The sequence below is a fragment of the Nocardioides yefusunii genome (assembly GCF_004014875.1).
GTDB lineage: Bacteria > Actinomycetota > Actinomycetes > Propionibacteriales > Nocardioidaceae > Nocardioides > Nocardioides yefusunii.
This window is the reverse complement of the sequence record NZ_CP034929.1, coordinates 1,124,466-1,149,175: the sequence shown is the minus strand read 5'-3', so window position 1 is coordinate 1,149,175 and position 24,710 is coordinate 1,124,466. Positions and strand designations below refer to the sequence as shown.

Here is a 24,710-nt window from a genome sequence, read left to right as displayed (position 1 = left end):
AGGCTCCTCAGATGAACTTCTTCGAGGCGAGGAACTCGACGAGCGCCGTGGCGCCCGAGCCGTCCTCGTCCTTGACGATCTCGCCGGCGGTGCGCGGCGGGCGGGCAGCGGTGGCCTCCACCTGCGTCCACGCGGCGGCCAGGCCTACCTGACCGGCGTCGATGCCGAGGTCGGCGACCGAGAAGGTCTCCAGCGGCTTCTTCTTCGCGGCCATGATGCCCTTGAAGGACGGGTAACGAGCCTCGCCCGACTGGTCGGTCACCGAGAGGACCAGCGGCAGCGTGCCGCCGATGACCTCGGTGGCCGCGTCGCCGTCGCGCTTGATGCGGACCTGGTTGCCCTGGGTCTCGACCACGGAGGCGAGAGTGACCTGGGGCAGGCCGAGGCGCTCGGCGACCATGGCGGGGACGACGCCCATGCCGGCGTCGGTCGAAGCCATGCCGAAGACGACGAGGTCCACGGGGCCGACCTTCTCGACAGCCTTGGCGATGACGAGCGAGGTCGCGGCGGCGTCAGAGCCCGCGATCGCGTCGTCGAGCACGTGGACGCCCTTGTCGGCACCCATCTGCAGCGCCTTGCGGACGGCGTCGACGGCCTTCTCGGGGCCGACGCTCAGCGCGGTGACGGTGATCTCTTCGCCGTCGCGCTTCTCCTTGACCTGGAGCGCCTGCTCGACGGCGTACTCGTCGAGCTCGGACAGCAGGCCGTCGACGCCGACGCGGTCGACGGTGTTGTCCGACTTGAACTGCCGATCGGCAGTCGCGTCGGGGACGTACTTCACGCAGACAACAATGTTCATGGCGGTTCGCCCGAAGGCTCCTCCTGTGCACTCGAATGTGTGAGCGAGAGTACAACCGCGAAACCCCACCGTGGAACGGAGGTCCACGGTGGGGCATTTCACAGTTCACTGCCACGCGGGCCGAAACCCGGCGAGCAAGGCAGGATCAGTGCTTCTTGAGCACTGCCTTCAGCAGATCACGCAGGATCGTCAGCGCCACCGTGATCAGCACCGTGACGGGCGTCCACTTCGACGGCGCCGGGCTGGGCGTACCCGGAGCAGTGGTCGGCGTCGGGGTGGCCGTGGGGCTGGGCTTCGGCGTCACAGTCGGGGTCGCCGTCGGGGTCGGGGTCGGGGTCGGGGTCGCGGTGGGCTCCGGCGTGGGCGTCGGCTCCGGCGTCGGCTCCGGGGTCGGCTCCGGGGTCGGCTCCGGCGTCGGCTCCGGCGTCGGCTCCGGGGCCGGGGCGCTGACGACGGTGGAACCGATCGCCTTGTTGCCCGCGGCTGCCTTGCACGACGCAGCCGCGGCCTGGCTGGTGCCGTCGGCCTTGGTCATGGTGAGCGGCGCCTCGAAGCCCTGGATGGTGAGCTCCTGGGTGCCGGTGGTGTCGGCGACCCACGTTCCGGAGCCACTGACGGGGATCTGGAGCACGCCGCCTGACGGGAGCGCGGTCTTCGGCAGGGAAGCGGTCAGCTCGATCGGCTTGTCGCCGAACTTCGCCTGGATCGTGGCGGTGCCCTCCAGCGCTCGGCCGTTCAGGAACGCGTAGGCAGCACTGACGGTGCTGTTCGGCACACTGACGCTGCCCGAGAAGGTTCCGGTGATGCTGTCACCCTGGGTGACGGCCGCCGGGAGATCAGGCGTCACGTCAAGCGTGAAGGCCTGGTCAGTGAGAATCGAGACCGCACAGTTGAAGCTCTGCGTGGGTGCCGCAGCAGCGTGGGCCGTGCCAGCCATGCCGACGAGACCGGCGGCCGTGAGAGCGGTCGAGGCCACGAGCGTGACAGGGCGATTGAAGAACGAACGCATTGAGTTTCCCTCCCTAGGAATGTGCGTTGCGAGCCCGAGAATGCGCACCCGCAACAACCTGTGACCTTAGCCACAAGAAATGCATGGAAACCACCGCTGACCTGCGATTACCCAAAATCAGTCAGCCCCGTCCGGCGTCGCCGGACGGGGCTGCTGCGGTTCACTTCGGAGCAGCACGGAACGCCCCGTCGCCGGGAGGCCGTGCCGCGCTCGGAGCGGATCAGATCTTGCCCATGACCGACTTCTTCGAGCCCTTGGTCTTGGCATTCCCGGCATAGGTCGCCTTCACGGTGAACTTGCCCTTGGCGAGCTTGGAGAAGGTGGCCTTGCCGACGCCCTTGGCATTGAGCTTGACCGTGACCTTCTTGGTCTTCTTGCCCTGCTTGAGCGAGACGCTCACCTTGCCCGCGGCGGCCTTCTTGCCAACCTTGACCGTGACGGTCGCAGTGGCCTTCTTGCCCTTCTTGGCGATCTTGACCGTGGTCTTCGACGTCGCCTTGACCGGCGCCTTGGGGGCGGCAGTGACCTTGACCGTGGCGATCTCGACGGCGCTCGCAGCGCTGCACTTGATCTTGAACGGGCTGCCGTCGACACCGTTCTTGTTGAAGACCAGCGCTGCGTCGAAGTCCTTGACCGTGACAGCAGCAGTGCCCGCTGCGGGAGCAACGAAGTTCCCCTTGCCCTTCACCTGGACGACCAAGGGGCCCTCGGTCGTCGGAATCTCGACAGTGGGAATGGTGGCGGCGACGGTGAGCGCCTGCGAACCCAGGGTCGACGGGACAGTGGCACTTCCGCTGACCTTCTCACCCAGCAGCCCTCGCGCGTCACGGCGCACATCGTCGGGAATGGACACCGTGGCGACGAACTCGTAGGAGCTCGCCTTGCCGGCCTGCACCTTGGCAGGGAAGGTCGCATCGGCGCTCACCGTGAAGACCTTGGCGCCCAGGAATGGCAAGGCGCAGTTGAACGGGACGTCGGAGGCCGCGGCAGAGGCGGCCGGCGAGAGAGCCACGAGGCCCGAAGCGGCCACGGCGGACGTGGCGAGAGCGGCGAACGAACGGCGGATGCGGAGCATGGACAAGGTTTCCTCCCAGATGCTTGTCAGCAGACGTTGTTACCTGTGCGTAACAACGTCTCGTGACTGTAGTCACATCCGAGTCCGCCCGGCACCCCTCGCAGCCGTCCTGACTGCACACTCCCCAAGATGGGTGACGCCGACCGAGCACCCTCGCCGGGTCCCTCACCTCCGCCTGCGGCCGCCCGAGATCCACCCCAGCACGCTTCCGAGCAGCACACCGAGAACGAGCCAGCCCAGGGCGGCCACGCTCCATCGCGCCGCGGACTCCCGCAGCCCCTCACCCACGAAGGCAATCCCCGGCCCGAGCCCCTCCAGAACCGACGGCGAGACCGCGTCCGCCCCTCGGGCGACGTACGTCCACCCCGGCAGGTCGCCCTCAGCGCCCAGGAGCAGCAGGAGCACGCTCACGGCCAGCAGGACCGCCACGACGGAACAGAGCCCCCGGAGCGTGCGCGCAGCACGACCCCGGGGGCCCCGGACCGACGACGGCCGTGCGCCGTCAGATCGACTCATCGGCCGACGAACTGGGCCTTGCCCGGGCCGTGCTCGACGAACGAGCCCATGCCGATGGCGCGGTCCTCGGTGGCGAAGAGGGCGGCGAACTGCTGGCGCTCGATCTCAAGGCCGGTCTCGAGGTCGACCTCGATGCCCTTGTCGACGGCTTCCTTGGCGGCGCGCAACGCGAACGAAGCGGCGGCGGTGAACTGCGAGGCCCACTTCACCGCCTCGTCGTAGACCTCCTCGGCCGGGACGACGCGGTCGGCCAGGCCGATCGCCAGCGCCTCGTCGGCCTTGACGAAACGACCGGTGAAGATGAGGTCCTTGGCCTTGGAGGGCCCGACCAGACGCGTGAGGCGCTGGGTGCCACCGGCGCCGGGGATGATGCCGAGCAGGATCTCGGGCTGACCGAAGACTGCATTCTCGGCAGCGATCCGGACGTCGGCACAGAGTGCGAGCTCGCAGCCACCGCCGAGGGCGTACCCGTTGACGGCGGCGACGACGGGCTTGGGAATCTTCGCGACGGCCGAGAAGCAGGCCTGGAGCTCACCGGAACGCTTGACCATGTCGGTGTACGACATGTCGGCCATCTCCTTGACATCGGCGCCGGCGGCGAAGACGCGCTCACCTCCCCACACCACGACGGCCTTCACGTCGTCGCGCTCGGTGGCCTCGCGGGCAGCCGCCCGGATCTCCTCCTGCATCGCCGAGTCGAGGGCGTTCATCTTGGGACGATCCAACCTCAACGTCGCGACACCGTCGACGACCTCGAGCCTGACGAACTCACCCATGTGACATCACTCCTGCTTCCGTGCACGTTGACCGGCCTCGGCCGGCGGACGGGGCGAGCCTAACGACACCCTCTCCCGCGAAGTTCGCACTCCCCCGACCCGTGTGATGGGTGCACATCCCACCCAGAAGGGTGTAGGCAAGGGGTATGGCCATCACTCGACGTCTTGCCCGCCCTCTTCTCGCCAGCGTCTTCGCCGTCGGCGGCGCTCAGGTCCTGCGCGATCCCGCCACCGCCGCCGTACGCGCCCGCAACCTCACCGACCGGGTCGTGCCCGCGCTGCGCAGCCGGGGCATCCCGATCCCCCAGGATCCACTGGTGATCGCCCGGGCCACGGCCGGGGTACAGCTCGTCGCGGCGGCGACGCTCGCCACTGGACGTCTCCCCCGGACGTCGTCGATCGTGCTCGCGGCCACGCTGGTGCCGAGCACCGTGGTCTCGCACCCGTTCTGGAGGGCCACCGATCCGACCCAGCGTCGCGGTGATCTCCACCAGACCGCCAAGAACGCTTCCATCCTCGGCGGTCTCGTCCTGGCTGCGGTGGACACCGAGGGCAAGCCCGGCCTCGCGTGGCGAACCCGTCGTGCGACCAAGGACGCCAAGCGCCAGGCGCGCCACCTGGCTCGCACCGCCTCACTCGAGGCGCGTCTCGCGGCCACCCAGGTTCCAGGCATCGGCTGAGGCCCGGCGCCGGTGGCGCTGCACACACCGTCGCTAGGGTGAGGGCGTGAGCCTTGATCCGAGCCTGACCACCAGTCGCCCAGGGGTTGCACTCCTGTGGTGGCCCGCTGCGCTGGCCACGGAGAGCTTCAACGACACCGCGCGACTGGTGCGGGAACTCATCGCCCGCGCTTTGGTGGACCACGGGCGTGTCGAGGCGTGGATCGCCCCCGAGGACTCGGCCTCGCAGCGGCTGGCCACCTGGTCCGGTCTGCAGCGTGAGGGAGTGGTGCGCGGCGGAGCTGTCGAGGACGGCGTGCACCACGATCGCATCCTGTACGGACGTCTGGCCACGGACGCGCCCGTCTCCGAACCGGCCGGGTTCCGACAACTGCTCAACGCCTTCCTGCCCCGCAAGCGGGCGATCGCGCAGATGTTGGTGCGCGACGACTCCTCCCGAGTACTGATGTGCGAACTCACCTACAAGCCCGACCTCGACCTTCCCGGAGGTGTGGTGGAAGTCGGTGAGTCCCCCCACGCCGCGGTCTCACGCGAAATCTCCGAGGAGCTCTCCCTGCGCATCCCTGCCCGGGGGCTGTTGCTCACCGACTGGCTACCGGCGTGGAGCGGCTGGGACGACGCCCTGTGCATGGTCTTCGACGGTGGGGTCCACGACTCCTCGCTGCTGGGGCGTGCGGTCCTGGACCCGCGCGAGATCAAGGCTCTGCACTTCTGCACCCTGGACGAGGTGCGCGAGCGGTCCGCTGACTTCACCGCTCGGCGTGTCGAGCAGTCCCTGCGCGCACTCCAGGACGGTGCGTCCTACCGGGAGTCCGGAAGGCCCCCAGAGAGTCCGGTCTGATCCCGCGACGCCGGCCCGTCATCACCCGGGCCCACCGACGTCCCGAGCCACGGACGACGAAGGGCCCTGCCGTGCGGCAGGGCCCTTCGTCGTCATCGCGGGATCAGAAGAGGGCGGAGGCCAGGTTCTGACGTCCGCGCAGGACGCGCGGGTCTTCACCACCGACGACGGCGAACAGTTCGACGAGGTGGTTGCGCACCCGGGTCCGCTCGTCCCCGGCGGTGCGTCGCACCAGGTCGGTGAGGCGCGCAAAGGCGTCCTCGACGTGACCGCCGAGCAGGTCGAGGTCAGCGACCAGGAGCTGGGCATCGACGTCGTCGGGGCCAGCGGCAGCAGCGGCGCGGGCGGCCTGGAGGTCGACACCGCGAGTGCGGTGGATGAGCTTGGCCCGCGACAGGCCGACGGCTGCTTCGGTGTCGGCAGGGTTGGCGGTCACGAGCTTCTGGTACTCGGCCACTGCCCCGGCGGAGTCACCAGCAGCCAGCGCCTCCATGGCAGGGGCGTACCGGGGGTCGTAGGTCTCCCCCTCCGCGCCCTCGACCTCACCGGTGTGGCGCGGCTGGTGACGCGTGGTGATGCCCTGCGCGGTGAGCTGCTGACCGACCTGGGTGAGCGCTTCGCGGAGCTGGTCGATCGGCGCGATCTCCTGGAAGAGCGGCATGGGGCGCCCGTCCACGACGGCCACGACGAGAGGCACCGACGGGATCTGCATGGCCTGGGCGATCGTGGGCGCCTGCTCCACGTCGACGAGCCCGACGAGGTAACGCCCCTCGAACTCGTCGGCCAGGGTCTCGAGGTCGTCTGCCAGCTGGCCAGACTCCGGCATCCGGGTGCGCGAGAAGAACACGAGGAGCACAGGAGCGTTCATGCTGGATTCGAGCAGGGTCTGGAAGTTCTGCTCGTCGACGACGACCGAGTAGGCGCTGCCGGCAACGGCGGCCTCAGGGTCGACGGGGGCACCTGCGGCCGGACGGGCAGGCGCGGCGGGGCGTCGAAGAGCAGAGAGGTCGACGGCACCGGGACGGCTGAAGGGCTGCTGGGTCATGGGCGACATTCTTCCGGATGCCCCCTCGCCACGCGACGCTGAGTCCGCGGCGTGTCCCCTGACGGCTTCGCCCGGCGTTCCGGAGGGTGAACAGGGCGTTGCCACCCCCTTCCCGAATCGTGACCCGAATGATAGAAACCTCACGTCCGGCCGACGCTCGCCGGCTGGACAGGGAGACGTCGGTGAGGCTCTGTTCTCCCGATGAGGGGCGGAGGGGATGTCGGTGATCGACGTCGGTTTTGACTTCAGTGGACGCCACGTCGTGGTGACCGGAGGTGCGCGCGGAACGGGCCTGGAGATCGCCGAGGCGTTCCGTGCCTGCGGCGCCAGGGTGTCGGTGACGGGAACCAAGATCCTCCCGTCGCTCTACGACGCCGATCTGGACCGCTTCTCCTACCACCAGTTGCAACTCGCGAGCAGCGAAGGCATCGACTCCTTCGTGGAACGCATCGGCCAGGTCGACGTCCTCGTCAATGCGGCCGGCGCACGGCTGCCGGGTGCCTTCGACGAACACGAGCGCGAGTTCCTGATGCACTCCGCGCGTCTGGGCCTCGTCGGGCCACAGCGCCTCACGCAGCAGCTCCGGGCCAGACTCTGCTCCACCGCCCACGCCGGCGGCGGCGCAGTGGTGCACACGGGCCAGAGCCTGGACTGGCTGACCCTCACCCTTCCCCCGGCTGAGGCCGAGGCCGAGTTCCGCTCCCTGACGGCCCAGACCGGACGCGCCTGGTCACGCCTCGGGGCCCGGGTGAACGCGGTCCTGGCGGCGTCTCGCCCCAACCTGCCGGCCCAGAGCTCGTGGGCGCACAGGGAGAACGGCGGTGCGGTGATCACGCGCCTGCGCCCCTCAGCCACCGCTGCCGACCTGGCGTCCATCACCCTGTTTCTCGCCTCCAGCGGGGCGCGCGCCCTGAGCGGCCAGACCTTCACCGCCGACCAGCACGTCTGAGTCGTTCCCGGCCCAGCGGGAACGCCGGGTCAGTTGGGAATCTTGGGCCCGCGCAGGCCCGCTCGTTGCACGACCCGTTGGATGGACTGGTCGCGGTCGTTGGGGCGACCGACGAACCGGATGTCACGCAGCCCTTGTTCCTGAGCGGCGGACTCGAAGCAGAAGTGTCCGTACCCGAAGATCCGGCCCGCGAGGGGCTTGATGACGGTGATGTCGAGGATGCGGGCCAGCGGCATCGTGGCTGCTTTGCGATTGAGGACGCCGTGCACCCGGAAGACGCGCATGTTCGTGATGACGAAGCGGTCCATGTGCTCCACCAGTCCCAGCCAGGCCGCTCGCCCCCAGAGCACCAGGCCAATCACCAGAGGCAGCCACGCAACGTCGACCTCTGCGAAGGGAACCAGGGTCAGAGCCAGCAGTCCGAGGACGAACTCGAGGCTGGCGCGGGAGTAGGCAACCCAGTGGTGACGCACCTCGTCCACCACGACCTCACCCTCTTCACGCAAGAGGTACTGACCGACGTCCGGGTCGCCCAGCCTCGCGACGAGTCCCACATCGACTCACCCCAACTCGCGTACGAAGGACAGCACCGAGTCGAAGAATCCCGCACAGAGGTCCCATGCCTTGGTGAACAGGCTCTCGAGCGCGGCGGCCATGCCGGACGGGTCCTGGAACAGCCAGAAGAGCAGGAAGGCCACGAAGACGATGAGGAGCAACTTCTTCATCTTCACGTACTGACTCCGTCCGAAGTGTGGCCACAGGTCTGGACCTTCCTACCAGTGGCACGCCCTTCACCGACAGCCCCAAGGCGGGTACGTGGACTGCATCCAGCGCTTCTTCACGTTTCCACACGCAACTTCGTGAATATTCCAGCGAACGAGATACCTCTCGCCCTAGCCTGACGGACACCACTCCCAGCGGCCGTGCCCTTGCTGCCGCGGAGGCCATCCCGACGCACCGCACGCCACGGTGCCCCGCCCCACCCCACCACTGTCAGGAGACAGCCATGTCCGAGAACCAGTTCGACGCAGTCATCGCCCAGATCTCCACCTCCGTGCAGGGTTTCATCGCCGCTTCGCTGGTCGACCTGGACAGCGGAATGCCGCTGGCCTCGCGTACGAGCCGTCCCGACTTCGACCTCGACGTCGCCTCTGCCTACAACTCCGAGCTCGTCAAGGCGAAGCTCAACACGATGCGCGTCCTCAACATCACCACCGGTCTCGAGGACATGCTGCTCACCCTGGGCGACCAGCTCCACCTGATCCAGCTCGTGGGCGACGGCGCCTTCATCTACGTCGCCGCGGATCGCTCCTCCACCAACCTGGCCCTGCTCCGCAACGCGGTGAAGTCCGCCGCCACCGCCCTGGGCTGAGCGGTAGAACCCGCAGCACGGAGCACGTGGCGATGAGCCGACAAGGATCCAGGATCACGCGGTGGCTCATGGGCATGCCAGAGACCGAGGCCTTCACGGACGAAGCACCAGCCTCGACCGTGGACCTCCTGGGGCAGTCAACGGCGCCGCCTCTGCCCTCACGTACGCCGGACGGTTCGCGCCCCAAGGTGATGGGCCTCCAGGGGACCGCACTGGAGGTACGTCGGCGTCAGGCAGCCATGGACCCACGGCATCGGGGAGCAGCGCCGATTCCGGCGACGCTCCTCGACCTGCAGCCCGCCATCGGGGAGATCCTCGAGGCACTGGCCACCCGACTGGACGGATTCCGCTCCGCGGTGGTGGCCACCCACGACGGCGCTGCAGTGGCCCACGTCGGCGTGAGCGCCGAGGAGGCTGAAGCTCTGGCTGTCTCCACCTCCCGCCTGTGCGACGGGCTGGGGCTTCCGCCGGACGCGCTGGACGTCGCCACGGTGACGCTGGTGACCGGCGACATGGTCGCGGTGGTCCATGCTCCCCGTCCCGAGGCAGGACTCCTGCTCCGCATCACCCTGCAGGAGACGGTCCTGGGACTCGCGATCGTGCACGCACAGCGCACCGCCAAGGAGATCCTCTCCGCATGAAACAGCTGGGGGCCCGACGCATCACAGCGTCGGGCCCCCAGCTGTTCGTCAGGACGAGTGGCCGACCAACAGGTCCGCAGCGCTCCAGGGATCACTCCGCCCTGCGACGATCTCGACCGCCAATGACTCCAGGGCTTCTCCCCCACCGGCGAGCGACCATCGGGCACGCAACATCTCGGTCGCGATCTGTTCGACCTCACGGCGAGCTCGACGGCGACGCCGAACGTCCAACGTCCCGCTCTCGCGGGAGTGTTCCAGATGCGCTTCCAGGGCATCGGCCCACTCCGCCACGCCCTGGCCCGTGCGTGCCACCGCCTTGAGGACCGGCCGGCGCCAGCCCTCCTGCGACGAACCGCTGAGGCTGAACATGCTGCGCAGTTCCCGGCGCACCGTGTCCGCACCCTCGCGGTCAGCCTTGTTGACGACGTAGAGGTCGCCTATCTCCAGGATCCCGGCCTTCGCCGCCTGGATGCCGTCCCCCAGGCCGGGGGCAAGCAGGACGACGCAGGTGTCGGCGAGCCCAGCGATCTCGACCTCACTCTGGCCCACGCCGACCGTCTCGACCAGGACGACGTCGAAGCCTGCTGCGTCGAGGACCCGCAGGGCCTGCGGCGCCGCCCAGGACAGCCCACCCAGGTGGCCACGCGAGGCCATCGAGCGAAGGAAGACTCCCGCGTCGGTGGCGTGATCCTCCATCCGGATCCGGTCCCCCAGCAGCGCACCTCCGGAGAAGGGCGAGGACGGGTCCACGGCCAGGACCGCCACTCGCCTGCCACGCGAACGGAGCTCGGAGACGAGCGCGTTGGTGCTGGTGGACTTGCCGACGCCCGGTGCACCGGTGATGCCCACGACGTGGGCCCGACCGGCATGCGGCGCCAACAGCGACATCGCTTCCCTCAGACCGGGAGCGCCGTTCTCCACCAGGGACAGCAGACGTGCCAGCGCGACAGGGTTCCCGTCCAGCGCCCCGGAGACGAGGTCGGGGACCGACGCCTTGCGGCGCCGGCCCCCGTGAGCGTTGCTCATGCGTGCTCTCAGACCTTCGGGACCCGCACGATCAGGGCGTCGCCCTGACCGCCACCACCGCAGAGGGCAGCGGCACCGATGCCGCCGCCACGACGCTGCAGTTCGAGCGCGACGTGCAGGACCACGCGGGCTCCGGACATGCCCACCGGGTGGCCCAGCGCGATGGCGCCGCCGTTGACGTTGACGATGTCCTCGGAGACACCGAGCGCACGGGCCGACTCGATACCAACGGCCGCGAAGGCCTCGTTCATCTCGAACAGGTCGATGTCTGAGACGGCGATGCCCTCCTTGTCGGCCGCCTTCTTGATGGCGTTGGCCGGCTGGAGCTGCAGGGTGGAGTCGGGGCCGGCGACCTGGCCGGAGGCACCGATCTCGCAGAGCCACTCCAGGCCGAGCTCCTCGGCCTTGGCCTTGCTCATCACGACGACGGCAGCGGCACCGTCGGAGATCTGCGACGACGAGGCGGCGGTGATGGTGCCGTCCTTGGCGAACGCGGGGCGGAGCTTGCCGAGAGACTCGGCGGTGGTCTCACCACGGACGCCCTCGTCCGCGGAGATGACGACCTCGCCCTTGCGGGTCTTGATCGTGACCGGGACGATCTCGTTGTCGAAGACGCCGTTGGCCTGTGCCTTGGCAGCACGCTGGTGCGACTGCGCGGCGAAGGCGTCCTGCTCCTCGCGGGTCAGCTGGGCACCACCGGCGTTGCACGCCTCGGTGAGGTTGCCCATGGCCTGCTGGGTGAACTGGTCGTAGAGGGCGTCGTAGGCCATCGAGTCGACGAGGCCGGTGTCGCCGTACTTGAAGCCCTCACGGGACTTCTGCAGCAGGTGCGGGGCCTGGGTCATGGACTCCATGCCGCCGGCGACGATGACGTCGTGCTCACCGGCACGGATCATCTGGTCGGCCAGGGCGATCGCGTTGATGCCGGAGAGGCAGACCTTGTTGATGGTCAGCGCGGGAACACCCATCGGGATGCCGCCCTTGACGGCGGCCTGACGAGCGGTGATCTGACCAGTGCCGGCCTGGATGACCTGGCCCATGAGGACGTACTCGACCTGGTCGCCGGAGATGCCGGCCTTCTCCAGGGCGCCCTTGATGGCGATGCCACCGAGGTCTGCTGCGGTGAGGTCCTTGAGTCCGCCGAGAAGGCGGCCGATCGGGGTACGCGCGCCAGCGACGATGACGGAAGTGGTGCCAGACATGAGCGAGGTGCCTCCTGAGTGCTTCGGTTGACGTGAGCCTAGTCCCCCCGTTCGGGGGGCCTGCGAGTGTCCCTGATGTGGACCTGTGCGCAGCTCTCGCGAGCACGCGGGTGAACATGTGTCCATGACTGCACCCCTGGAGATCCCCGCCCCCCTCTTCACCGCCATCGACCACGTCGGCATCGCCGTGCCCGACCTGGACGTCGCGATCAAGTTCTACAAGGACGTCTTCGGCATGGAGGTCGCCCACGAGGAGACCAACGAGGAGCAGGGCGTGCGCGAGGCGATGGTCGCCGTCGGCGACTCCGGCTCGTGCATCCAGCTGCTCGCTCCCCTGAACGAGAACTCCACGATCGCGAAGTTCCTCGACCGCTCCGGCCCCGGCCTGCAGCAGCTCGCCTACCGCGTCACCGACGTCGACGCCGTCAGCGCCGTCCTGCGCGAGCGCGGCGTCCGCCTGCTCTACCCCGAGCCGAAGCGCGGCACCGCCAACTCGCGCATCAACTTCGTCCACCCCAAGGACGCCGGCGGCGTGCTGGTCGAACTGGTCGAGCCCGCGGCCGACGCCCACCACTGATTCCTGCCCCGTTCGACGCAGCATCTCCCGAGAGCCGGAACCTCACCGAGGTCCGGCTCTCGCGGCATTTCCGGGGCTTCGACGCCCCCTGCACACTCGTCCCCCGAACCATCCGCGACACGCCCACTTCTCGCCCAGGGACGCTCAAGATCCAGACCATTCGTGTGACTTGGATCATAGTTCTCCCCGGTGGAGGTTACTGGTGCATAACCTTCCCGGCGAAGCTCACGAGCACCTCTAGGAGAGATCCGTGCAGAACATCCTCGAAGCGATCCAGTCCGGCAACGCCACCGCCGACGACTTCGCGAACCTCGAACTGCCCGAGTCCTACCGGGCTGCCTTCGTCCGCAAGGACGAGGTCGACATGTTCGACGGCGTCGCCAGCCGCGACAAGGACCCGCGCAAGTCCCTGCACGTCGACGAGGTCGCACTCCCCGAGCTCGGCCCGGGCGAGGCCCTCGTGGCCGTCATGGCCTCGGCCATCAACTACAACACCGTGTGGACCTCGATCTTCGAGCCCGTCTCCACCTTCGGCTTCCTGGAGCGCCTCGGTCGCACCGGCCCCCTGGGCAAGCGCCACGACCTCGACAAGCACATCGTCGGCTCCGACCTCTCCGGCGTCGTCCTCAAGACCGGCCCCGGCGTGCAGAAGTGGCACGCGGGCGACCGCGTCGTCGCCCACTGCCTCTCGGTGGACCTCGAAGGCCCGGACGGCCACAACGACACGATGCTCGACACCGAGCAGCGAATCTGGGGCTTCGAGACCAACTTCGGCGGCCTCGCGCACATCGCCCTGGTCAAGGCCAACCAGCTCATGCCCAAGCCCGAGCACCTCACGTGGGAAGAGGCGGCCTCGCCCGGCCTGGTCAACGCCACCGCCTACCGCCAGCTCGTCTCGGCCAACGGCGGCAACATGAAGCAGGGCGACAACGTCCTCGTCTGGGGCGCCTCCGGCGGCCTCGGCGGCTTCGCGACGCAGTACGCGCTCAACGGTGGCGCCACCCCGGTCTGCGTGGTCTCCAACGAGGAGAAGGCCAAGATCGCCCGCTCCATGGGAGCCGAGCTGATCATCAACCGCTCCGAGGAGAACTACCAGTTCTGGAACGAGGAGGGGACGAAGCAGAACCCGAAGGAGTGGAAGCGCTTCGGCGCCAAGATCCGCGAGCTCACCGGCGGCGAGGACATCGACATCGTCTTCGAGCACCCGGGCCGTGAAACCTTCGGAGCCTCGGTCTTCGTGACCCGCAAGGGCGGCGTCATCACCACCTGTGCCTCCACCTCGGGCTACATGCACGAGTACGACAACCGCTACCTGTGGATGAACCTCAAGCGCATCGTCTCCTCGCACTTCGCCAACTACCGCGAGTCGTGGGAGGCCAACCGCCTGATCGCCCAGGGCAAGATCCACCCCACGCTGTCGCGCGTGTACTCCCTCGACGAGGTCGGTCAGGCCTCGCTCGACGTTCACAAGAACTCCCACCAGGGCAAGGTCGGCGTCCTCTGCCTGGCTCCCCAGGAGGGTCTGGGTGTCCTGGACGAGGAAAAGCGGGCGCGTCACATCACCGAGATCAACCGCTTCCGCGGCGTCTGATCCAGCGGGTCCGATCCAGCAGGCCAGACATCACCACACGCCGTTCCTCCCTCAGGGGCGGGAGACTCCGGTCCTCCGCCCCTGAGGCGCGTCCGCAGACCGGGACTTTCTTGATCTCACAGCCTCTGTTTCGCGAGCCGTCGCCCGTCCTCACCTCCCATCAGTCACACTGGAGAGAGCAGCAGGGGAAACCCGGCTGAAGCACTTCTTGAAAGGGTGTCGAGCACATGAGCCGCGACGAAGGCCTGTCCATCTTCGACCAGAAGTCCACGGGGGCTCCTGAGCAGAAGACCCAGCGGATCGAGTCCCGGAGCACTCCCCCCGCGGAACGGACCCAGGTGCAGCCCGCGATCGCCGCCACGCCGGCCCGCGTGGTGGGCAACGCCCCCCAGGGAGCCCCTGCCGTCCCCGCTCCCCCGCAGTTCGCCTTCGTGCGTCGCGGCTACGACCCCGACCAGGTCGACGGGCATCTGCGCCAGATCGTCACCGCTGCCGCCAGCCTCGAGCAGCGCGTCGGTGCGGCCGAGCAGCGCGTGGCCGCTCTGCAGGCCGAGCTCGACCAGAGCCGCTCGCAGCTCTCCGAGGCCGAGAACCCCACGTACGCGGGCCTGGGCGGCCGCGCCGCCTCCATGCTGCGCCTCGCCGAGGACGAGGCCGCCGACGTGCGCGCCGCAGCCCAGCGCGAGGTCGCCGAGATGCTCGAGCAGGCCCAGCGCGACGCCACGGTGATCCGCGCCGAGGCCGAGCGTGAGGCCGAGGACATGCGCGTCGTCCAGCTCAAGGAACTCGACGAGACCCGCGACCGCGTCCTCGCCGACGCCGAGCAGGAGCGCGTGATCGCACGCGCCGAGGCCGACGACCTTCGCGCCTCCGCGCAGCGCGAGGCAGACCAGATGCGCCTCGCCGCCCAGCAGGAGGCGCAGGAACTGCGCACCACCGCCACCCGCGAGGCCGAGCAGGCACGCGCTGCCGCCGACCGCGAGGTCGCCGAGGCCCGACGCACTCTCGCCGTCGAGAAGGAGCGCCTCGCCAAGGAGGCCGCCGAGCACCACAGCAACGCCCTGGCCGAGACCTCGCGTCTGGTCAAGGAGGCCGAGGAGCGTGCCGCCGGCGCCGAGAAGCGCGCCAGCGACGCCACCACGGCCGCCACGGCCGCACGTCAGGCCGCGTCGAGCGAGGCCGAGACAACCCTGTCCCGCGCTCGCCGCGAGGCCCAGCAGATCGTGAACTCCGCCAAGACCCAGGCCGAGGCGATCGCCGCCGCCGGCCACGCGGACGCCGAGCGCGAGCTCGCCGACCTCAAGACCGAGGTGGAGCGCCTGATCAAGCGTCGCGACGCCATCACCTCCCAGCTCGGCGCTCTGCGCGACGTCGTGGCCGGTTTCGGCGACGAGGACTGAGTTCGAGCCCAGCACTGCTCAAGACGACGACAGGGCCGCACCGTTCACGGTGCGGCCCTGTCGCGTTCCCGGCCCGACGAGCAAACGCGGACCGGGCTCAGCGGCGGGCGTCGACGAAGCGGCGCAGGATCTCGACGAAGACCTCGGGCTGCTGCGTGTGCGGGTAGTGCCCTGAGTTCTTGACCGCGACTCGACGCACCCGCGGGAACAGTGCTTCCATCGCAGGGACGTACTCGTCAGTGACGTAGTGGGAGTCGCCGCCGGAGATCCACAGCACTGGACGCTGGAACGGCTCTGCCTCAGACCAGGCTGCGGGCCAGTTCCCGACGCCCTCGAGGCGTTCACGCAGGACCTCGAGGTTGGCCTGCCAGCGCCAGCCGGCACCGTCGCGCTTGAGGTTCTGCAGCAGGAATCCGCGGACGAAGGTCGACGGGACGGCACCCCGCAGCGCTTCGTCGGCGTCGGTGCGATTGGCGATCGCCGTCAGATCCATGCCGAGCATCCCGTCGATGTACCCGGTGAACTCGTCCATGTGGGCGTAGGGAACGGGCGCGATGTCGACGACCACGAGACGTTCGACGAGCGTCGGGTGGCGCAGTGCGGCGAGCATGGCGACCTTGCCGCCCATGCTGTGGCCCACCAGGATGACCGGGCCGCGCTCGGCGACGCGCGGGGCCAGCAGGGCCGCCAGCCGGTCCGCGTCGGCGACGAGGTCAACGCTGTCGGTCCACGGGGACTGTCCGTGGTTGGGCAGGTCGACCAGGAGCACGGCGTGGTCGTGGGTGAACTTCTTCCCGATGGCCGTCCAGTTGCGTCCCTGCCCGAACAGTCCGTGCAGGAACACCAGATCGGCACCCTCGTCGGAGAGTCGGGTGGTGTGCAGCGTCAGCGCGTCGTCAGTCGTCACGGACCCATTGTCCCGGACGCGAACGAGACCGACGACAGGGCGGGTCAGTCGCCGAAGCCGTCGAACATGTCACCGATGCCGTCGAAGATCCCGCCGATGCCGTCACCGATCCCCTCGAACGCGTCACCGATGCCCTCACCGACGCCACCGATGACGTTCCCCAGGCCCTCGAGGCCGCCGGAGAACATCATGCCCATGAACATCCACTGCATCGGTCCGAAGCCGCCGTAGTAGCCGGCGGCGTAGGGCTGGTAGGCCTTGCCACCCTGCCAGTAGGGGACGCGCTGGGCCCCGACCATGACCTTGCGGACGTCGGGCTCAGCACCGGCACGGACGCGCTCGGCGTCGAGGGCACAGGCAGGGACCTCGCGCACTGCGCCTCCGGGCGGGGTCCAGGAGACGTCAGCGACAGACAGTCCGTGCCTGGCGTCGAAGAAACAGGGCGGACGTCGCGTCGGGAGAGCACGCCCCTCCACCCGCGCTCGGACGCATGCCATGGCGTAACGCCCGTCCTCGAGGATCTCGGTGACGTGCTTGACCTGGTCGGGCGCGGTCAGCTGGCCGGCTGCGACCTTGGACGCTTCGTAGGCGTCGAGCGCGCGCTGGTAGTCCGACGCGGCGCCGGCGTCGAGGGCCCGACCGGCCATCTCGAAGTCGAGTTCCTGGAGCTCCACGCCCAAGGCGGTGATGTCCTCCTCCACGAGGCGGCGCACCGGGGCCAGCTCGGCCTCGGCAAGCTCGGCCTGCTTCTGCTTCGAGCGGTTGGACGAGATCACGACCGCAGCAATGGCTCCGAGGAGGATCAACAGCACGAGGATCATGCTCTGAGCCTAGGACGCGGGCACAAGGTCACGTGCGCGCACGCAGCACCGACCGACCGCAGTCCGGACGCGGCGATGCCCACACCCGTGCGGGTGCGGGCATCGCCGCGAGGTGAGGTCAGCGCTCACGCGTAGTCGTGGAATCCGCGCTTGGTCTTGCGACCCAGGCGGCCCTCAGCGACGACCTGCTCCAACAACGGCGCGGGAGCGAACCCGTCGTGCTTGAACTCGGTGTGCAGTTCCTTCTGGATCGCCAGGGAGACGTCGTTGCCCACGACGTCCAGCAGTTCGAAGGGCCCCATCGGGAACTTCGCCTGCTCCTTGACGGCCGTGTTGACGACGTCGAGCTCGACGCCGGTCTGGTGCAGCTTGATCGCGTCGTTGAGGTAGGGGAAGAGCAGGGCGTTGACGATGAACCCGGCGCGGTCCCCGCACGAGACGGCGACCTTGCCCAGCGCAGCACAGAGCGCACGCGTGGTCTCGTCGACCTCGGCTGCGGTCTGCTCAGTGGTGACCACCTCCACCAGCTTCATCACCGGGGCCGGGTTGAAGAAGTGCATGCCGATGACCGACTCGGGACGCGAGGTCGCGGCGGCGCACTGGCTGATCGGCAGCGAGGAGGTCGTGGTGGCCAGGACGGCACCCGGCTTGGTGATCCGGTCGAGGTCAGCGAACAGCTCGGTCTTGACGTCGAGGTCCTCGGCGATGGCCTCGACGACGAGGTCGACATCGGAGAGCGCTTCGCGCGTGATGGCGCCGGTGAGGCGAGCCAGCACCTCGGCCTTGCCCTCCTCGGTGAACTTGCCGCGGGCGATCGCCTTGTCGAGCGACGTGGTGATCCCGGCGACGACGCCGTCGAGCTTCTCCTGGGTGCGTCCGACGTACACGACGTCGTAGCCACCCTTGGCAAACACCTCCACGATGCCCGACGCCATGGTGCCGGTCCCGACGACGCCGACGGTACGGATCTCGTGCTTGAACTCCGGAGCAGCCGCACCCTCGGTGCTGCCCTGAGCGGAGAGGGAGGTGGCCCCCTCGGCGACCAGTGACTCCAGCAGCGGTGCGGGGCGGTGGAGCTCGTCACCGGTGGCAGCGAAGAGCGCAGCCAGTCCGTCGCGCACCTGCGTCAGACCGATCTGCTCCGCAGCGGTCAGCGGGCCCACGGGGTAGCCGCAGCCGAAACGCATGGCGGCGTCGATGTCGACGCGGGACGCGTAGCCCTCGGCATACATGTTCAGGGCGTGGTTCAGATACGGCAGGACGAGCGTGTCAGTGATCTGCTCGCTGCTGAGCGCGGTCTCGGTCATGAGCGGCATCATTCCGTTACTACCAACCGGTAACAATAGTCGCGGCGGTGCAATCAGTGTGAAGCAGGACACATTGACCCGGTCGGCCCATCCGGCGCGCATGACGTCACCGATCGATGACGCGCAGAGTCAGGAAGCCACTCCACCGGCTCCACACCGGTAGATTGCTCCGACGTGAGAATCGTCGTCGCCACCTGCCAGATCGACTACGCCGGTCGCCTGACCGCGCACCTGCCGTCCGCCAAGCGTGTCCTGATGCTCAAGGCTGACGGTTCCGTGCTGGTCCACAGCGACGGCGGCTCCTACAAGCCGCTCAACTGGATGTCGCCCCCGTGCACTGTCCAGGAGGACCTCACCGTCGACGGCCAGATGGAGTGGACAGTCACCTCGAAGACCGACGACACCCTGCGCATCGTCATCACCGAGGTCCACCACGACTCCTCTCACGACCTCGGCATCGACCCGGGCCTGCAGAAGGACGGCGTCGAGAAGCACCTCCAGGAACTCCTGGCCGAGCACCCCGCGACGCTCCACGACGGCCTCAGCCTCGTACGCCGCGAGTACACGACCGCCATCGGCCCGGTCGACCTGATGTGCCGCGACTCCGACGGCCTGCACGTCGCCGTGGAGATCAAGCGTCGGGGCGAGATCGACGGCGTCGAGCAACTCACCCGCTACCTCGAGCTCCTCAACCGCGACCCGCTGCTGACGGTCAAGGGCCCGGTCCGTGGCATCTTCGCCGCCCAGCTGATCAAGCCGCAGGCGCGCGTACTCGCCGAGGACCGCGGCATCACCTGTGCTCTGGTCGACTACAACCTGCTGCGCGGCATGGACGACCCGTCCGAGCGGCTCTTCTGAACCACCCCGAACACTTGCACCCGAGGCCCGGACCGACGTCAGGTCAGTCCGGGCCTCCGGCGCATCGTGAGCAGGGTCAGCGAATGGGCGCGGCGACCGGGAGCGAACGGTCGACCAAGTCCTTCACCTTGGACCCGCAGGTCGAGACGACGTTCTTGTCGGTGCACCAGTAGGCAGCCGTACGCGTACCGATGGCGATGTCGCGGGCCCACGTGGAGCCGAAGTCGCGCAGGCGCGAGGTCTGCGTGGCGTTGGGACTGCACAGGCCACTGGCAGAGCCCAGGAAATCGGTGTTCTCACCCTCCACGTCGGTGTGACACGAGCCGCCGACCGGGAACCCAAGGGTGTACTTCTCCCAGACCAGCTGGATCCCGACGAACCCGTTCGCGAGGCCGTTGAGGGCACCGTAGGAGTTGTTGAAGAGATTGGAGACGCTCGGGCGCGCGGCGACCGAGACCACCGGGCGAGCACCGCCGTCGGAGATGGCCTCCAGATCCGCAGTGAACCCGGACTGGGCGACGGGATCGAAGAGCACGGCACCCTGGAGACGGCTCGGAGCGAGCTCCGAGAGGCGTGCACCGAAGCGGCCTGCGAAGTGGCCACCGGCCGAGTGGCCACCGGCGATCACCTTGGTGGGCATGGCACGCCCTGCGGGAGGGGTCAGGGTTCCGGCAGCGACAGCCTCGGCCACCCGATTGGCAAGCTCCGGCGCACCGGCGGTCATGTCGCCATTGACGCAGACGACCATCACGCCCTTCTCGGCGATCGCCTTGCTCGTGCCGCGCAGGTGGGCACAGTTGCGGGAGAACCCGTTCTGGAAGACCATCACGGCACTCGCCGTGCCTGTGGGCACATACCAGTCAGTGCTCCGGGACTCCCCCGCAATGGTGCGCTGGGCGTTGGTGCAGGTGCTGCCCACCGACGAGTACCCCGCACATGAGGCATCGGCAGCCACCGCCGTGCCCCCCGAGGTCAACGGCACCAGACCGGCGAGAGCCACCGACATCGAACCGAGTACTGCGGCAACGAAACGCTTCATGCTTCCTCCCAAGGACGTCGTCTGACGTTCTGGAAGTTAGTGATCAGAAAACGACCCGACTAGAGAACCCAGAGCTTCTTGGAGAAGCCGTAGCACAGACGTAACCGGCGTTCCACCCACCGGAACCACCGCGATCCGGCCCGGGCGAGGTGCGGTCGATCAGGCTGCCTTGGCCGCCTTCTTCGCCTTGATCGCGTCCAGCTCGCTCACCTTGACCAGGTGCCGCTTGTGGACGGTGTACCCAGCCGGGAGCGTGCCCTCCTTGAGCATGCGCAGGGGGCAACGGCCGCACTTGGTCTTCGACTCACAGCACTTCTTCTTGGGAAGCTTGGCGACTGCCTGCTTCTCCTTCTTGCCCTTGCCCATGGAGAGACCGTAGCACGAGATAAGGCTTGCCTAACCATACTTAGGCAAGCCTTATCGATTTCTTCGCCCTCCGGACCCGCGGCCTCGGCAGCGCGATGCCTCAGGTCAGGTCGTTGGCAGCACGGATCACGTCCACGATCCCGCTCATGATCTCCGTCAGGCCGAAGTCCTTCGGGGTGTACACCGCAGCGATGCCCTGCGCCAGCAGGGCCTTGCCGTCGGACTCCGGGATGATGCCGCCCACGATCACCGGGACGTCATCGAGACCCGCAGCCCGCAGCCCGTCCAACACAGCCGGCACCAGCTCCATGTGCGAACCGGACAGGATCGAGAGCCCGATGCAGTGGACATCCTCGCTCACCGCCGCGGAGACGATCTGCTCCGGCGTCAGACGGATCCCCTGGTAGATGACCTCGAAACCAGCGTCACGGGCACGGACCGCCACCTGCTCGGCGCCGTTGGAGTGACCATCCAGGCCGGGCTTTCCGACCAGGAGGCGGAGCGGTCCACCGAGCTCTTCTCCGGTGACGCGCACACGCTCACGCACGGCAAGCAGATCGTCGCCGGCCTCCGTGACGCCGACCGCACCCTGGACACCGGTCGGGGCCCGGAACTCACCGAAGACGCCTCGCAGGGTCGCGGTCCACTCCCCTGTCGTCGCGCCCGCACGGGCGGCACCCAGGGTGGCCTCCATGAGGTTCTTCTCGGTCTTGGCGTCGGCGGCGAGCTGTGCGAGCGCCTCCTGCACGGCTCCCTCGTCACGCTGCGCCTTCCACGCGGCCAGCGACTCCAGGGCCGCCTTCTCCGCAGCCGGGTCAGCCGTCTGGATGGCGCCGTCGAGGTCAGCGGTCAACGGGGACTGCTCGGTGGTGGTGAACTTGTTGACGCCGACGATGACCTCCTCGCCGGCCTCGATCCGGGCCCGGCGCACAGCGTGGGCCGAGACGAGCTCGGACTTCATGTAGCCCGACTCGACGGCAGCGATCGCACCACCCATCTCCTCGACCTTCGCCATCTCCGCACGCGCCTCGGCGACGAGAGAGGCGACCTTGGCCTCCACCACCGTGGAGCCGTCGAAGAGGTCGCCGTACTCCAACAGGTCGGACTCGTAGGCCAGGACCTGCTGCAGACGCAAGGACCACTGCTGGTCCCAGGGACGCGGCAGGCCGAGCGCCTCGTTCCAGGCCGGCAGCTGCACCGCACGCGCACGCGCGTTCTTCGACAGGGTCACGCCGAGCATCTCGAGCACGATGCGCTGGACGTTGTTCTCAGGCTGCGCCTCGGTGAGACCGAGCGAGTTGACCTGGACTCCGTACCGGAACCGGCGCATCTTCGGATCCTGGACACCGTAGCGCTCCACGGTGATCTCGTCCCACAGCTCGACGAAGGCGCGCATCTTGCACATCTCCTCGACGAAACGGACTCCGGCGTTGACGAAGAACGAGATCCGGCCCACGACCTTCTCGAAGTCCGCGTCGGAGACCTGACCCGATGCCTTGACCCGGTCCAGGACGGCGATAGCGGTGCTGAGCGCGTAGGCCAGCTCCTGCGCGGGGGTCGCCCCGGCCTCCTGCAGGTGGTAGCTGCAGATGTTGATCGGGTTCCACTTGGGAATGCTGTTGACGGTGTAGGCGATGGTGTCAGCCGTCAGCCGCAGCGAGTGTTCGGGGCCGAAGACGTAGGTACCTCGCGAGAGGTACTCCTTGATGATGTCGTTCTGGGTGGTTCCGGCCAACTGCGCAGCCACATCCGCGGGCGCGACGTCGGGGTTCTGCTCCTCCGCCGCCACCTGGTACAGCGCCAACAACCACATGGCAGGGGCGTTGATCGTCATTGAGGTGTTCATCTCGACGAGCGGGATGTCCTGGAACAGTCGACGCATCTCGCCCAGGTGCGGAACCGGGACGCCGACCTTGCCGACCTCTCCACGGCTGAGCGCGGAGTCCGGGTCGTAACCCGTCTGGGTCGGGAGGTCGAAGGCCACCGAGAGCCCGGTCTGCCCCTTGGCGAGATTGGTGCGATAAAGAGCGTTGGACGCAGCGGCCGTCGAGTGGCCGGCGTAGGTACGCATCACCCAGGGACGGTCCTTCGCAGGGCGATCCTTCTGGGGACGGTCCGTGACGTACAGAGGCTCGGTCATGCGGAGATGGTACGGCCTAAGTTAACAACGGATAACCCATCTCGGAAGTGGGCCACGTCACAGCCATCGGCTGATGCTCGCTGCCCTTCAGGCGGCCCGCAACTCGCGTTCGAACTCCAGCTGTCGAGCCATGCGGGAGATGTGCATCATCCGGCACACCGACGGTCCGCACCCGCGCATCACCAACCGACCCCCCGCACGCGTGGCGCGCCGCGTGGCCACTGCCAGCAGCCGCAGTGCTGTGAGGTCCACCGCCTCGACCTCCGAGAGGTCGACGACAATGACCCCTCCCTCCTCGATCAGCAGGTGCAGCACCTCACGCACGACACTGGTGCTGCGGACGTCGAAGGCACCGCCCAGTCTCAGTGTCGAGTCCTCCAGGACCATCTGCATGTCGCCCCCTTCCCGGACACGGCGCGTGCCCGGCTGCCGAGGACCCGGCGGCCCTCATGGTCATGACGTCGTCGTCACACCTGCATGACGTCATTGGTACCCAATTTGGTTTCTTCCACCAAGCACATTCATCCCGTCATGACCGATATTCGGTAACGATCTTCCTCCCGCGACCGCAGCGTCGTCGCGTCCCCTGGGGATACCGACACCCACCGACGACCGACTAACCTCGACAGCATGGTCAACCTGACGCGCATCTACACCCGCACCGGCGATGCTGGTTCCACCCGTCTCGGCGACATGAGCGAGACCTCCAAGACCGATCCCCGACTCGCTGCTTACGCCGACGTGGACGAGGCCAACGCCCAGATCGGCGTCACCCTGGCCACCAGCCATGTCGACGACGACGTGCGCGCGCTGCTGCTGCGCATCCAGAACGACCTGTTCGACGTGGGCGCCGACCTCTGCACCCCTGTGGTCATCGATCCCGAGTACCCGCCGCTCCGCATCACCCAGGAGTACATCGACCGCCTCGAGGGCTGGTGCGACCAGTACAACGCCGACCTTCCGGCCCTGCGCTCCTTCATCCTCAACGGCGGTACCCCGGCCGCGGCCCACCTGCACGTCGTCCGTACCGTCGTGCGCCGCGCCGAGCGTCAGGCCTGGGCTGCTTGGGAGACCCACGGCCCGGTCATGAACAAACTCGCGATCACCTACCTGAACCGCCTCTCCGACCTCGTCTTCATCTTGGCGCGCCACGCGAACCGCGAGAACGGTGACGTCCTCTGGGTCCCCGGCGGCCAGCGCGACTGAGGCACCCCCACGCACCCCGCAGAGACATGACGAGGGCCGCACCACCGATGGTGGTGCGGCCCTCGTCATGTCTGCCGGTTCGGCGTGTCGGTCAGCGCACAGGGCGCGAGTCCCAGTCGGCACGGGGCGGACCGGCCTCGAGCCACGCCTGGAGGCCCATCAACGAGGACTCGCTCATCGCGAACTCGACCTCCCCGTCGGCACTGCCACAGCGGACGACGACGTGGTCGTCGTAGAGAGAGACGTCCTCGGCGCCCACGCGGTCCCGGCGTCCGACGAAGTCGACGTCGTCACGCAGCCAGATGCGATGCGGGCGCGGGGAGAGCGAGAAGAAGCGGAACCACTCCAGACGTTCCCCGCTGTATCGGCCCACACCGAGGACCCAGCCACGACCGTCGCGGTCCACCCGGGAACGGTGACTCAGTTCGAACGTGCCGCCGTCGCGTGCAATCACCCGCCGACGTACCACCAGCCAGACGCCGGCGATGAGGACCAGCACCAAGAGCACGCCAAGAACGTCCAGCAGAAGAAGCCAGCCGTCGTGCATCCGTCCTCCTCGGAGGGAAC

The 24,710-nt window shown here is 68.3% G+C and carries 28 protein-coding genes; 10 read left to right on the top strand and 18 right to left on the bottom strand.

Features of this window, described 5'->3' with window-relative positions:
• Positions 1-7: 7 nt before the first annotated feature.
• From EOV43_RS05135 to EOV43_RS05115, 5 genes are all read right to left on the bottom strand, one after another.
• Positions 8-799 (bottom strand): electron transfer flavoprotein subunit beta/FixA family protein, encoded by a 792-nt coding sequence (locus EOV43_RS05135; RefSeq protein WP_128219978.1) that lies wholly within the window; start codon positions 797-799, stop codon positions 8-10.
• Between the two features lie 145 nt (positions 800-944).
• On the bottom strand, positions 945-1,808 hold the full coding sequence (locus EOV43_RS15545; RefSeq protein ID WP_206611397.1) for a hypothetical protein: 864 nt from the start codon (positions 1,806-1,808) through the stop codon (positions 945-947).
• Between the two features lie 220 nt (positions 1,809-2,028).
• A complete protein-coding gene (locus EOV43_RS05125) occupies positions 2,029-2,883 on the bottom strand; it encodes a DUF6801 domain-containing protein (protein WP_128219977.1) in 855 nt (284 codons plus the stop codon).
• 165 nt (positions 2,884-3,048) lie between these two features.
• Positions 3,049-3,312, bottom strand: a complete 264-nt coding sequence (locus EOV43_RS05120; protein ID WP_128219976.1) for a hypothetical protein — start codon at positions 3,310-3,312, stop codon at positions 3,049-3,051.
• 83 nt (positions 3,313-3,395) lie between these two features.
• A complete protein-coding gene (locus EOV43_RS05115) occupies positions 3,396-4,175 on the bottom strand; it encodes an enoyl-CoA hydratase/isomerase family protein (RefSeq protein ID WP_128219975.1) in 780 nt (259 codons plus the stop codon).
• A gap of 146 nt (positions 4,176-4,321) precedes the next feature.
• On the opposite strand from EOV43_RS05115, the gene EOV43_RS05110 reads away from it, so the two are divergent.
• Together EOV43_RS05110 and EOV43_RS05105 are read left to right on the top strand one after the other, a co-directional pair.
• Positions 4,322-4,855 carry a DoxX family protein gene (locus tag EOV43_RS05110; RefSeq protein ID WP_128219974.1) on the top strand — a complete coding sequence of 178 codons (534 nt, stop codon included), beginning with the start codon at positions 4,322-4,324 and terminating at the stop codon, positions 4,853-4,855.
• Between the two features lie 46 nt (positions 4,856-4,901).
• Entirely contained in the window at positions 4,902-5,696 is a 795-nt protein-coding gene (locus tag EOV43_RS05105; RefSeq protein ID WP_239022241.1) for an NUDIX hydrolase, read from the top strand.
• A gap of 103 nt (positions 5,697-5,799) precedes the next feature.
• Here the strand turns inward: EOV43_RS05105 and EOV43_RS05100 are convergent, their stop codons facing one another.
• Positions 5,800-6,741: a co-chaperone YbbN gene (locus tag EOV43_RS05100; protein ID WP_128219973.1), complete on the bottom strand. Its 942-nt coding sequence runs from the start codon at positions 6,739-6,741 to the stop codon at positions 5,800-5,802.
• A 217-nt stretch (positions 6,742-6,958) separates the two neighbouring features.
• Here EOV43_RS05100 and EOV43_RS05095 point away from each other — a divergent pair, with 217 nt between their 5' ends.
• A complete protein-coding gene (locus EOV43_RS05095; RefSeq protein WP_128219972.1) occupies positions 6,959-7,690 on the top strand; it encodes an SDR family NAD(P)-dependent oxidoreductase in 732 nt (243 codons plus the stop codon).
• A 29-nt stretch (positions 7,691-7,719) separates the two neighbouring features.
• Here the strand turns inward: EOV43_RS05095 and EOV43_RS05090 are convergent, their stop codons facing one another.
• On the bottom strand, positions 7,720-8,244 hold the full coding sequence (locus tag EOV43_RS05090; protein ID WP_128219971.1) for a PH domain-containing protein: 525 nt from the start codon (positions 8,242-8,244) through the stop codon (positions 7,720-7,722).
• A gap of 6 nt (positions 8,245-8,250) precedes the next feature.
• A complete protein-coding gene (locus EOV43_RS15350; RefSeq protein ID WP_164878727.1) occupies positions 8,251-8,421 on the bottom strand; it encodes a hypothetical protein in 171 nt (56 codons plus the stop codon).
• Between the two features lie 275 nt (positions 8,422-8,696).
• Here EOV43_RS15350 and EOV43_RS05085 point away from each other — a divergent pair, with 275 nt between their 5' ends.
• Both EOV43_RS05085 and EOV43_RS05080 read left to right on the top strand, forming a co-directional pair.
• Positions 8,697-9,062, top strand: a complete 366-nt coding sequence (locus EOV43_RS05085; RefSeq protein ID WP_128219970.1) for a roadblock/LC7 domain-containing protein — start codon at positions 8,697-8,699, stop codon at positions 9,060-9,062.
• A 74-nt stretch (positions 9,063-9,136) separates the two neighbouring features.
• Positions 9,137-9,703: a hypothetical protein gene (locus EOV43_RS05080; protein WP_128219969.1), complete on the top strand. Its 567-nt coding sequence runs from the start codon at positions 9,137-9,139 to the stop codon at positions 9,701-9,703.
• Positions 9,704-9,751: 48 nt separating this feature from the next.
• On the opposite strand, the gene meaB is transcribed toward EOV43_RS05080, so the two are convergent.
• Complete coding sequence (gene meaB, locus EOV43_RS05075) at positions 9,752-10,729, bottom strand: methylmalonyl Co-A mutase-associated GTPase MeaB (protein WP_128219968.1); 978 nt, start codon at positions 10,727-10,729, stop codon at positions 9,752-9,754.
• A gap of 8 nt (positions 10,730-10,737) precedes the next feature.
• Complete coding sequence (locus EOV43_RS05070) at positions 10,738-11,931, bottom strand: acetyl-CoA C-acetyltransferase (RefSeq protein ID WP_128219967.1); 1,194 nt, start codon at positions 11,929-11,931, stop codon at positions 10,738-10,740.
• A 124-nt stretch (positions 11,932-12,055) separates the two neighbouring features.
• On the opposite strand from EOV43_RS05070, the gene mce reads away from it, so the two are divergent.
• The 3 genes from mce (at position 12,056) to EOV43_RS05055 (ending at position 15,499) form a co-directional block, all read left to right on the top strand.
• Complete coding sequence (gene mce / locus EOV43_RS05065) at positions 12,056-12,508, top strand: methylmalonyl-CoA epimerase (RefSeq protein ID WP_128219966.1); 453 nt, start codon at positions 12,056-12,058, stop codon at positions 12,506-12,508.
• 250 nt (positions 12,509-12,758) lie between these two features.
• Positions 12,759-14,099 (top strand): crotonyl-CoA carboxylase/reductase, encoded by a 1,341-nt coding sequence (ccrA, locus tag EOV43_RS05060; RefSeq protein ID WP_128219965.1) that lies wholly within the window; start codon positions 12,759-12,761, stop codon positions 14,097-14,099.
• Positions 14,100-14,326: 227 nt separating this feature from the next.
• A complete protein-coding gene (locus EOV43_RS05055; protein WP_128219964.1) occupies positions 14,327-15,499 on the top strand; it encodes a DivIVA domain-containing protein in 1,173 nt (390 codons plus the stop codon).
• A 97-nt stretch (positions 15,500-15,596) separates the two neighbouring features.
• Here EOV43_RS05055 and EOV43_RS05050 read toward each other — a convergent pair whose 3' ends face one another.
• From EOV43_RS05050 to EOV43_RS05040, 3 genes are all read right to left on the bottom strand, one after another.
• Entirely contained in the window at positions 15,597-16,406 is an 810-nt protein-coding gene (locus tag EOV43_RS05050; protein WP_239022240.1) for an alpha/beta fold hydrolase, read from the bottom strand.
• A gap of 44 nt (positions 16,407-16,450) precedes the next feature.
• Positions 16,451-17,227, bottom strand: a complete 777-nt coding sequence (locus tag EOV43_RS05045) for a hypothetical protein (protein WP_128219963.1) — start codon at positions 17,225-17,227, stop codon at positions 16,451-16,453.
• Between the two features lie 125 nt (positions 17,228-17,352).
• The gene (locus tag EOV43_RS05040; RefSeq protein ID WP_128219962.1) at positions 17,353-18,534 is read right to left on the bottom strand and encodes a 3-hydroxyacyl-CoA dehydrogenase NAD-binding domain-containing protein; all 1,182 of its coding nucleotides are present in this window, start codon (positions 18,532-18,534) and stop codon (positions 17,353-17,355) included.
• A 174-nt stretch (positions 18,535-18,708) separates the two neighbouring features.
• Between EOV43_RS05040 and nucS the strand changes: the two genes are divergently transcribed.
• The gene (gene nucS, locus EOV43_RS05035; protein ID WP_128219961.1) at positions 18,709-19,392 is read left to right on the top strand and encodes an endonuclease NucS; all 684 of its coding nucleotides are present in this window, start codon (positions 18,709-18,711) and stop codon (positions 19,390-19,392) included.
• A 76-nt stretch (positions 19,393-19,468) separates the two neighbouring features.
• Here the strand turns inward: nucS and EOV43_RS05030 are convergent, their stop codons facing one another.
• The 4 genes from EOV43_RS05030 to EOV43_RS05015 form a co-directional block, all read right to left on the bottom strand.
• Complete coding sequence (locus EOV43_RS05030; RefSeq protein ID WP_128219960.1) at positions 19,469-20,431, bottom strand: alpha/beta fold hydrolase; 963 nt, start codon at positions 20,429-20,431, stop codon at positions 19,469-19,471.
• Between the two features lie 159 nt (positions 20,432-20,590).
• Positions 20,591-20,797 (bottom strand): hypothetical protein, encoded by a 207-nt coding sequence (locus tag EOV43_RS05025; protein ID WP_128219959.1) that lies wholly within the window; start codon positions 20,795-20,797, stop codon positions 20,591-20,593.
• Positions 20,798-20,897: 100 nt separating this feature from the next.
• Positions 20,898-22,937: a protein meaA gene (locus EOV43_RS05020; RefSeq protein ID WP_128219958.1), complete on the bottom strand. Its 2,040-nt coding sequence runs from the start codon at positions 22,935-22,937 to the stop codon at positions 20,898-20,900.
• 87 nt (positions 22,938-23,024) lie between these two features.
• Positions 23,025-23,330, bottom strand: coding sequence for an STAS domain-containing protein (locus EOV43_RS05015; protein ID WP_128219957.1), 306 nt, complete (start codon positions 23,328-23,330; stop codon positions 23,025-23,027).
• Positions 23,331-23,567: 237 nt separating this feature from the next.
• Here EOV43_RS05015 and EOV43_RS05010 point away from each other — a divergent pair, with 237 nt between their 5' ends.
• A complete protein-coding gene (locus tag EOV43_RS05010; RefSeq protein ID WP_128219956.1) occupies positions 23,568-24,143 on the top strand; it encodes a cob(I)yrinic acid a,c-diamide adenosyltransferase in 576 nt (191 codons plus the stop codon).
• Between the two features lie 91 nt (positions 24,144-24,234).
• Here EOV43_RS05010 and EOV43_RS05005 read toward each other — a convergent pair whose 3' ends face one another.
• Entirely contained in the window at positions 24,235-24,690 is a 456-nt protein-coding gene (locus tag EOV43_RS05005; RefSeq protein WP_128219955.1) for a DUF2550 domain-containing protein, read from the bottom strand.
• Positions 24,691-24,710 lie beyond the last annotated feature (20 nt).

Coding starts and splice junctions, on each gene's coding strand:
- EOV43_RS15545 (WP_206611397.1), bottom strand. CDS start 1,808: ATGCGTTCGTTCTTCAATCGCCCTGTCACGCTCGTGGCCTCGACCGCT.
- mce (WP_128219966.1), top strand. CDS start 12,056: ATGACTGCACCCCTGGAGATCCCCGCCCCCCTCTTCACCGCCATCGAC.
- EOV43_RS05080 (WP_128219969.1), top strand. CDS start 9,137: ATGCCAGAGACCGAGGCCTTCACGGACGAAGCACCAGCCTCGACCGTG.
- EOV43_RS05055 (WP_128219964.1), top strand. CDS start 14,327: ATGAGCCGCGACGAAGGCCTGTCCATCTTCGACCAGAAGTCCACGGGG.
- EOV43_RS05125 (WP_128219977.1), bottom strand. CDS start 2,883: ATGCTCCGCATCCGCCGTTCGTTCGCCGCTCTCGCCACGTCCGCCGTG.
- EOV43_RS05110 (WP_128219974.1), top strand. CDS start 4,322: ATGGCCATCACTCGACGTCTTGCCCGCCCTCTTCTCGCCAGCGTCTTC.
- EOV43_RS05010 (WP_128219956.1), top strand. CDS start 23,568: ATGGTCAACCTGACGCGCATCTACACCCGCACCGGCGATGCTGGTTCC.
- EOV43_RS05045 (WP_128219963.1), bottom strand. CDS start 17,227: ATGATCCTCGTGCTGTTGATCCTCCTCGGAGCCATTGCTGCGGTCGTG.
- EOV43_RS05135 (WP_128219978.1), bottom strand. CDS start 799: ATGAACATTGTTGTCTGCGTGAAGTACGTCCCCGACGCGACTGCCGAT.
- EOV43_RS05030 (WP_128219960.1), bottom strand. CDS start 20,431: ATGAAGCGTTTCGTTGCCGCAGTACTCGGTTCGATGTCGGTGGCTCTC.
- EOV43_RS05085 (WP_128219970.1), top strand. CDS start 8,697: ATGTCCGAGAACCAGTTCGACGCAGTCATCGCCCAGATCTCCACCTCC.
- EOV43_RS05070 (WP_128219967.1), bottom strand. CDS start 11,931: ATGTCTGGCACCACTTCCGTCATCGTCGCTGGCGCGCGTACCCCGATC.
- EOV43_RS05015 (WP_128219957.1), bottom strand. CDS start 23,330: ATGCAGATGGTCCTGGAGGACTCGACACTGAGACTGGGCGGTGCCTTC.
- EOV43_RS05005 (WP_128219955.1), bottom strand. CDS start 24,690: ATGCACGACGGCTGGCTTCTTCTGCTGGACGTTCTTGGCGTGCTCTTG.
- EOV43_RS05040 (WP_128219962.1), bottom strand. CDS start 18,534: ATGACCGAGACCGCGCTCAGCAGCGAGCAGATCACTGACACGCTCGTC.
- EOV43_RS05095 (WP_128219972.1), top strand. CDS start 6,959: ATGTCGGTGATCGACGTCGGTTTTGACTTCAGTGGACGCCACGTCGTG.
- EOV43_RS05100 (WP_128219973.1), bottom strand. CDS start 6,741: ATGACCCAGCAGCCCTTCAGCCGTCCCGGTGCCGTCGACCTCTCTGCT.
- EOV43_RS05020 (WP_128219958.1), bottom strand. CDS start 22,937: ATGACCGAGCCTCTGTACGTCACGGACCGTCCCCAGAAGGATCGCCCT.
- meaB (WP_128219968.1), bottom strand. CDS start 10,729: ATGAGCAACGCTCACGGGGGCCGGCGCCGCAAGGCGTCGGTCCCCGAC.
- EOV43_RS05115 (WP_128219975.1), bottom strand. CDS start 4,175: ATGGGTGAGTTCGTCAGGCTCGAGGTCGTCGACGGTGTCGCGACGTTG.
- EOV43_RS05025 (WP_128219959.1), bottom strand. CDS start 20,797: ATGGGCAAGGGCAAGAAGGAGAAGCAGGCAGTCGCCAAGCTTCCCAAG.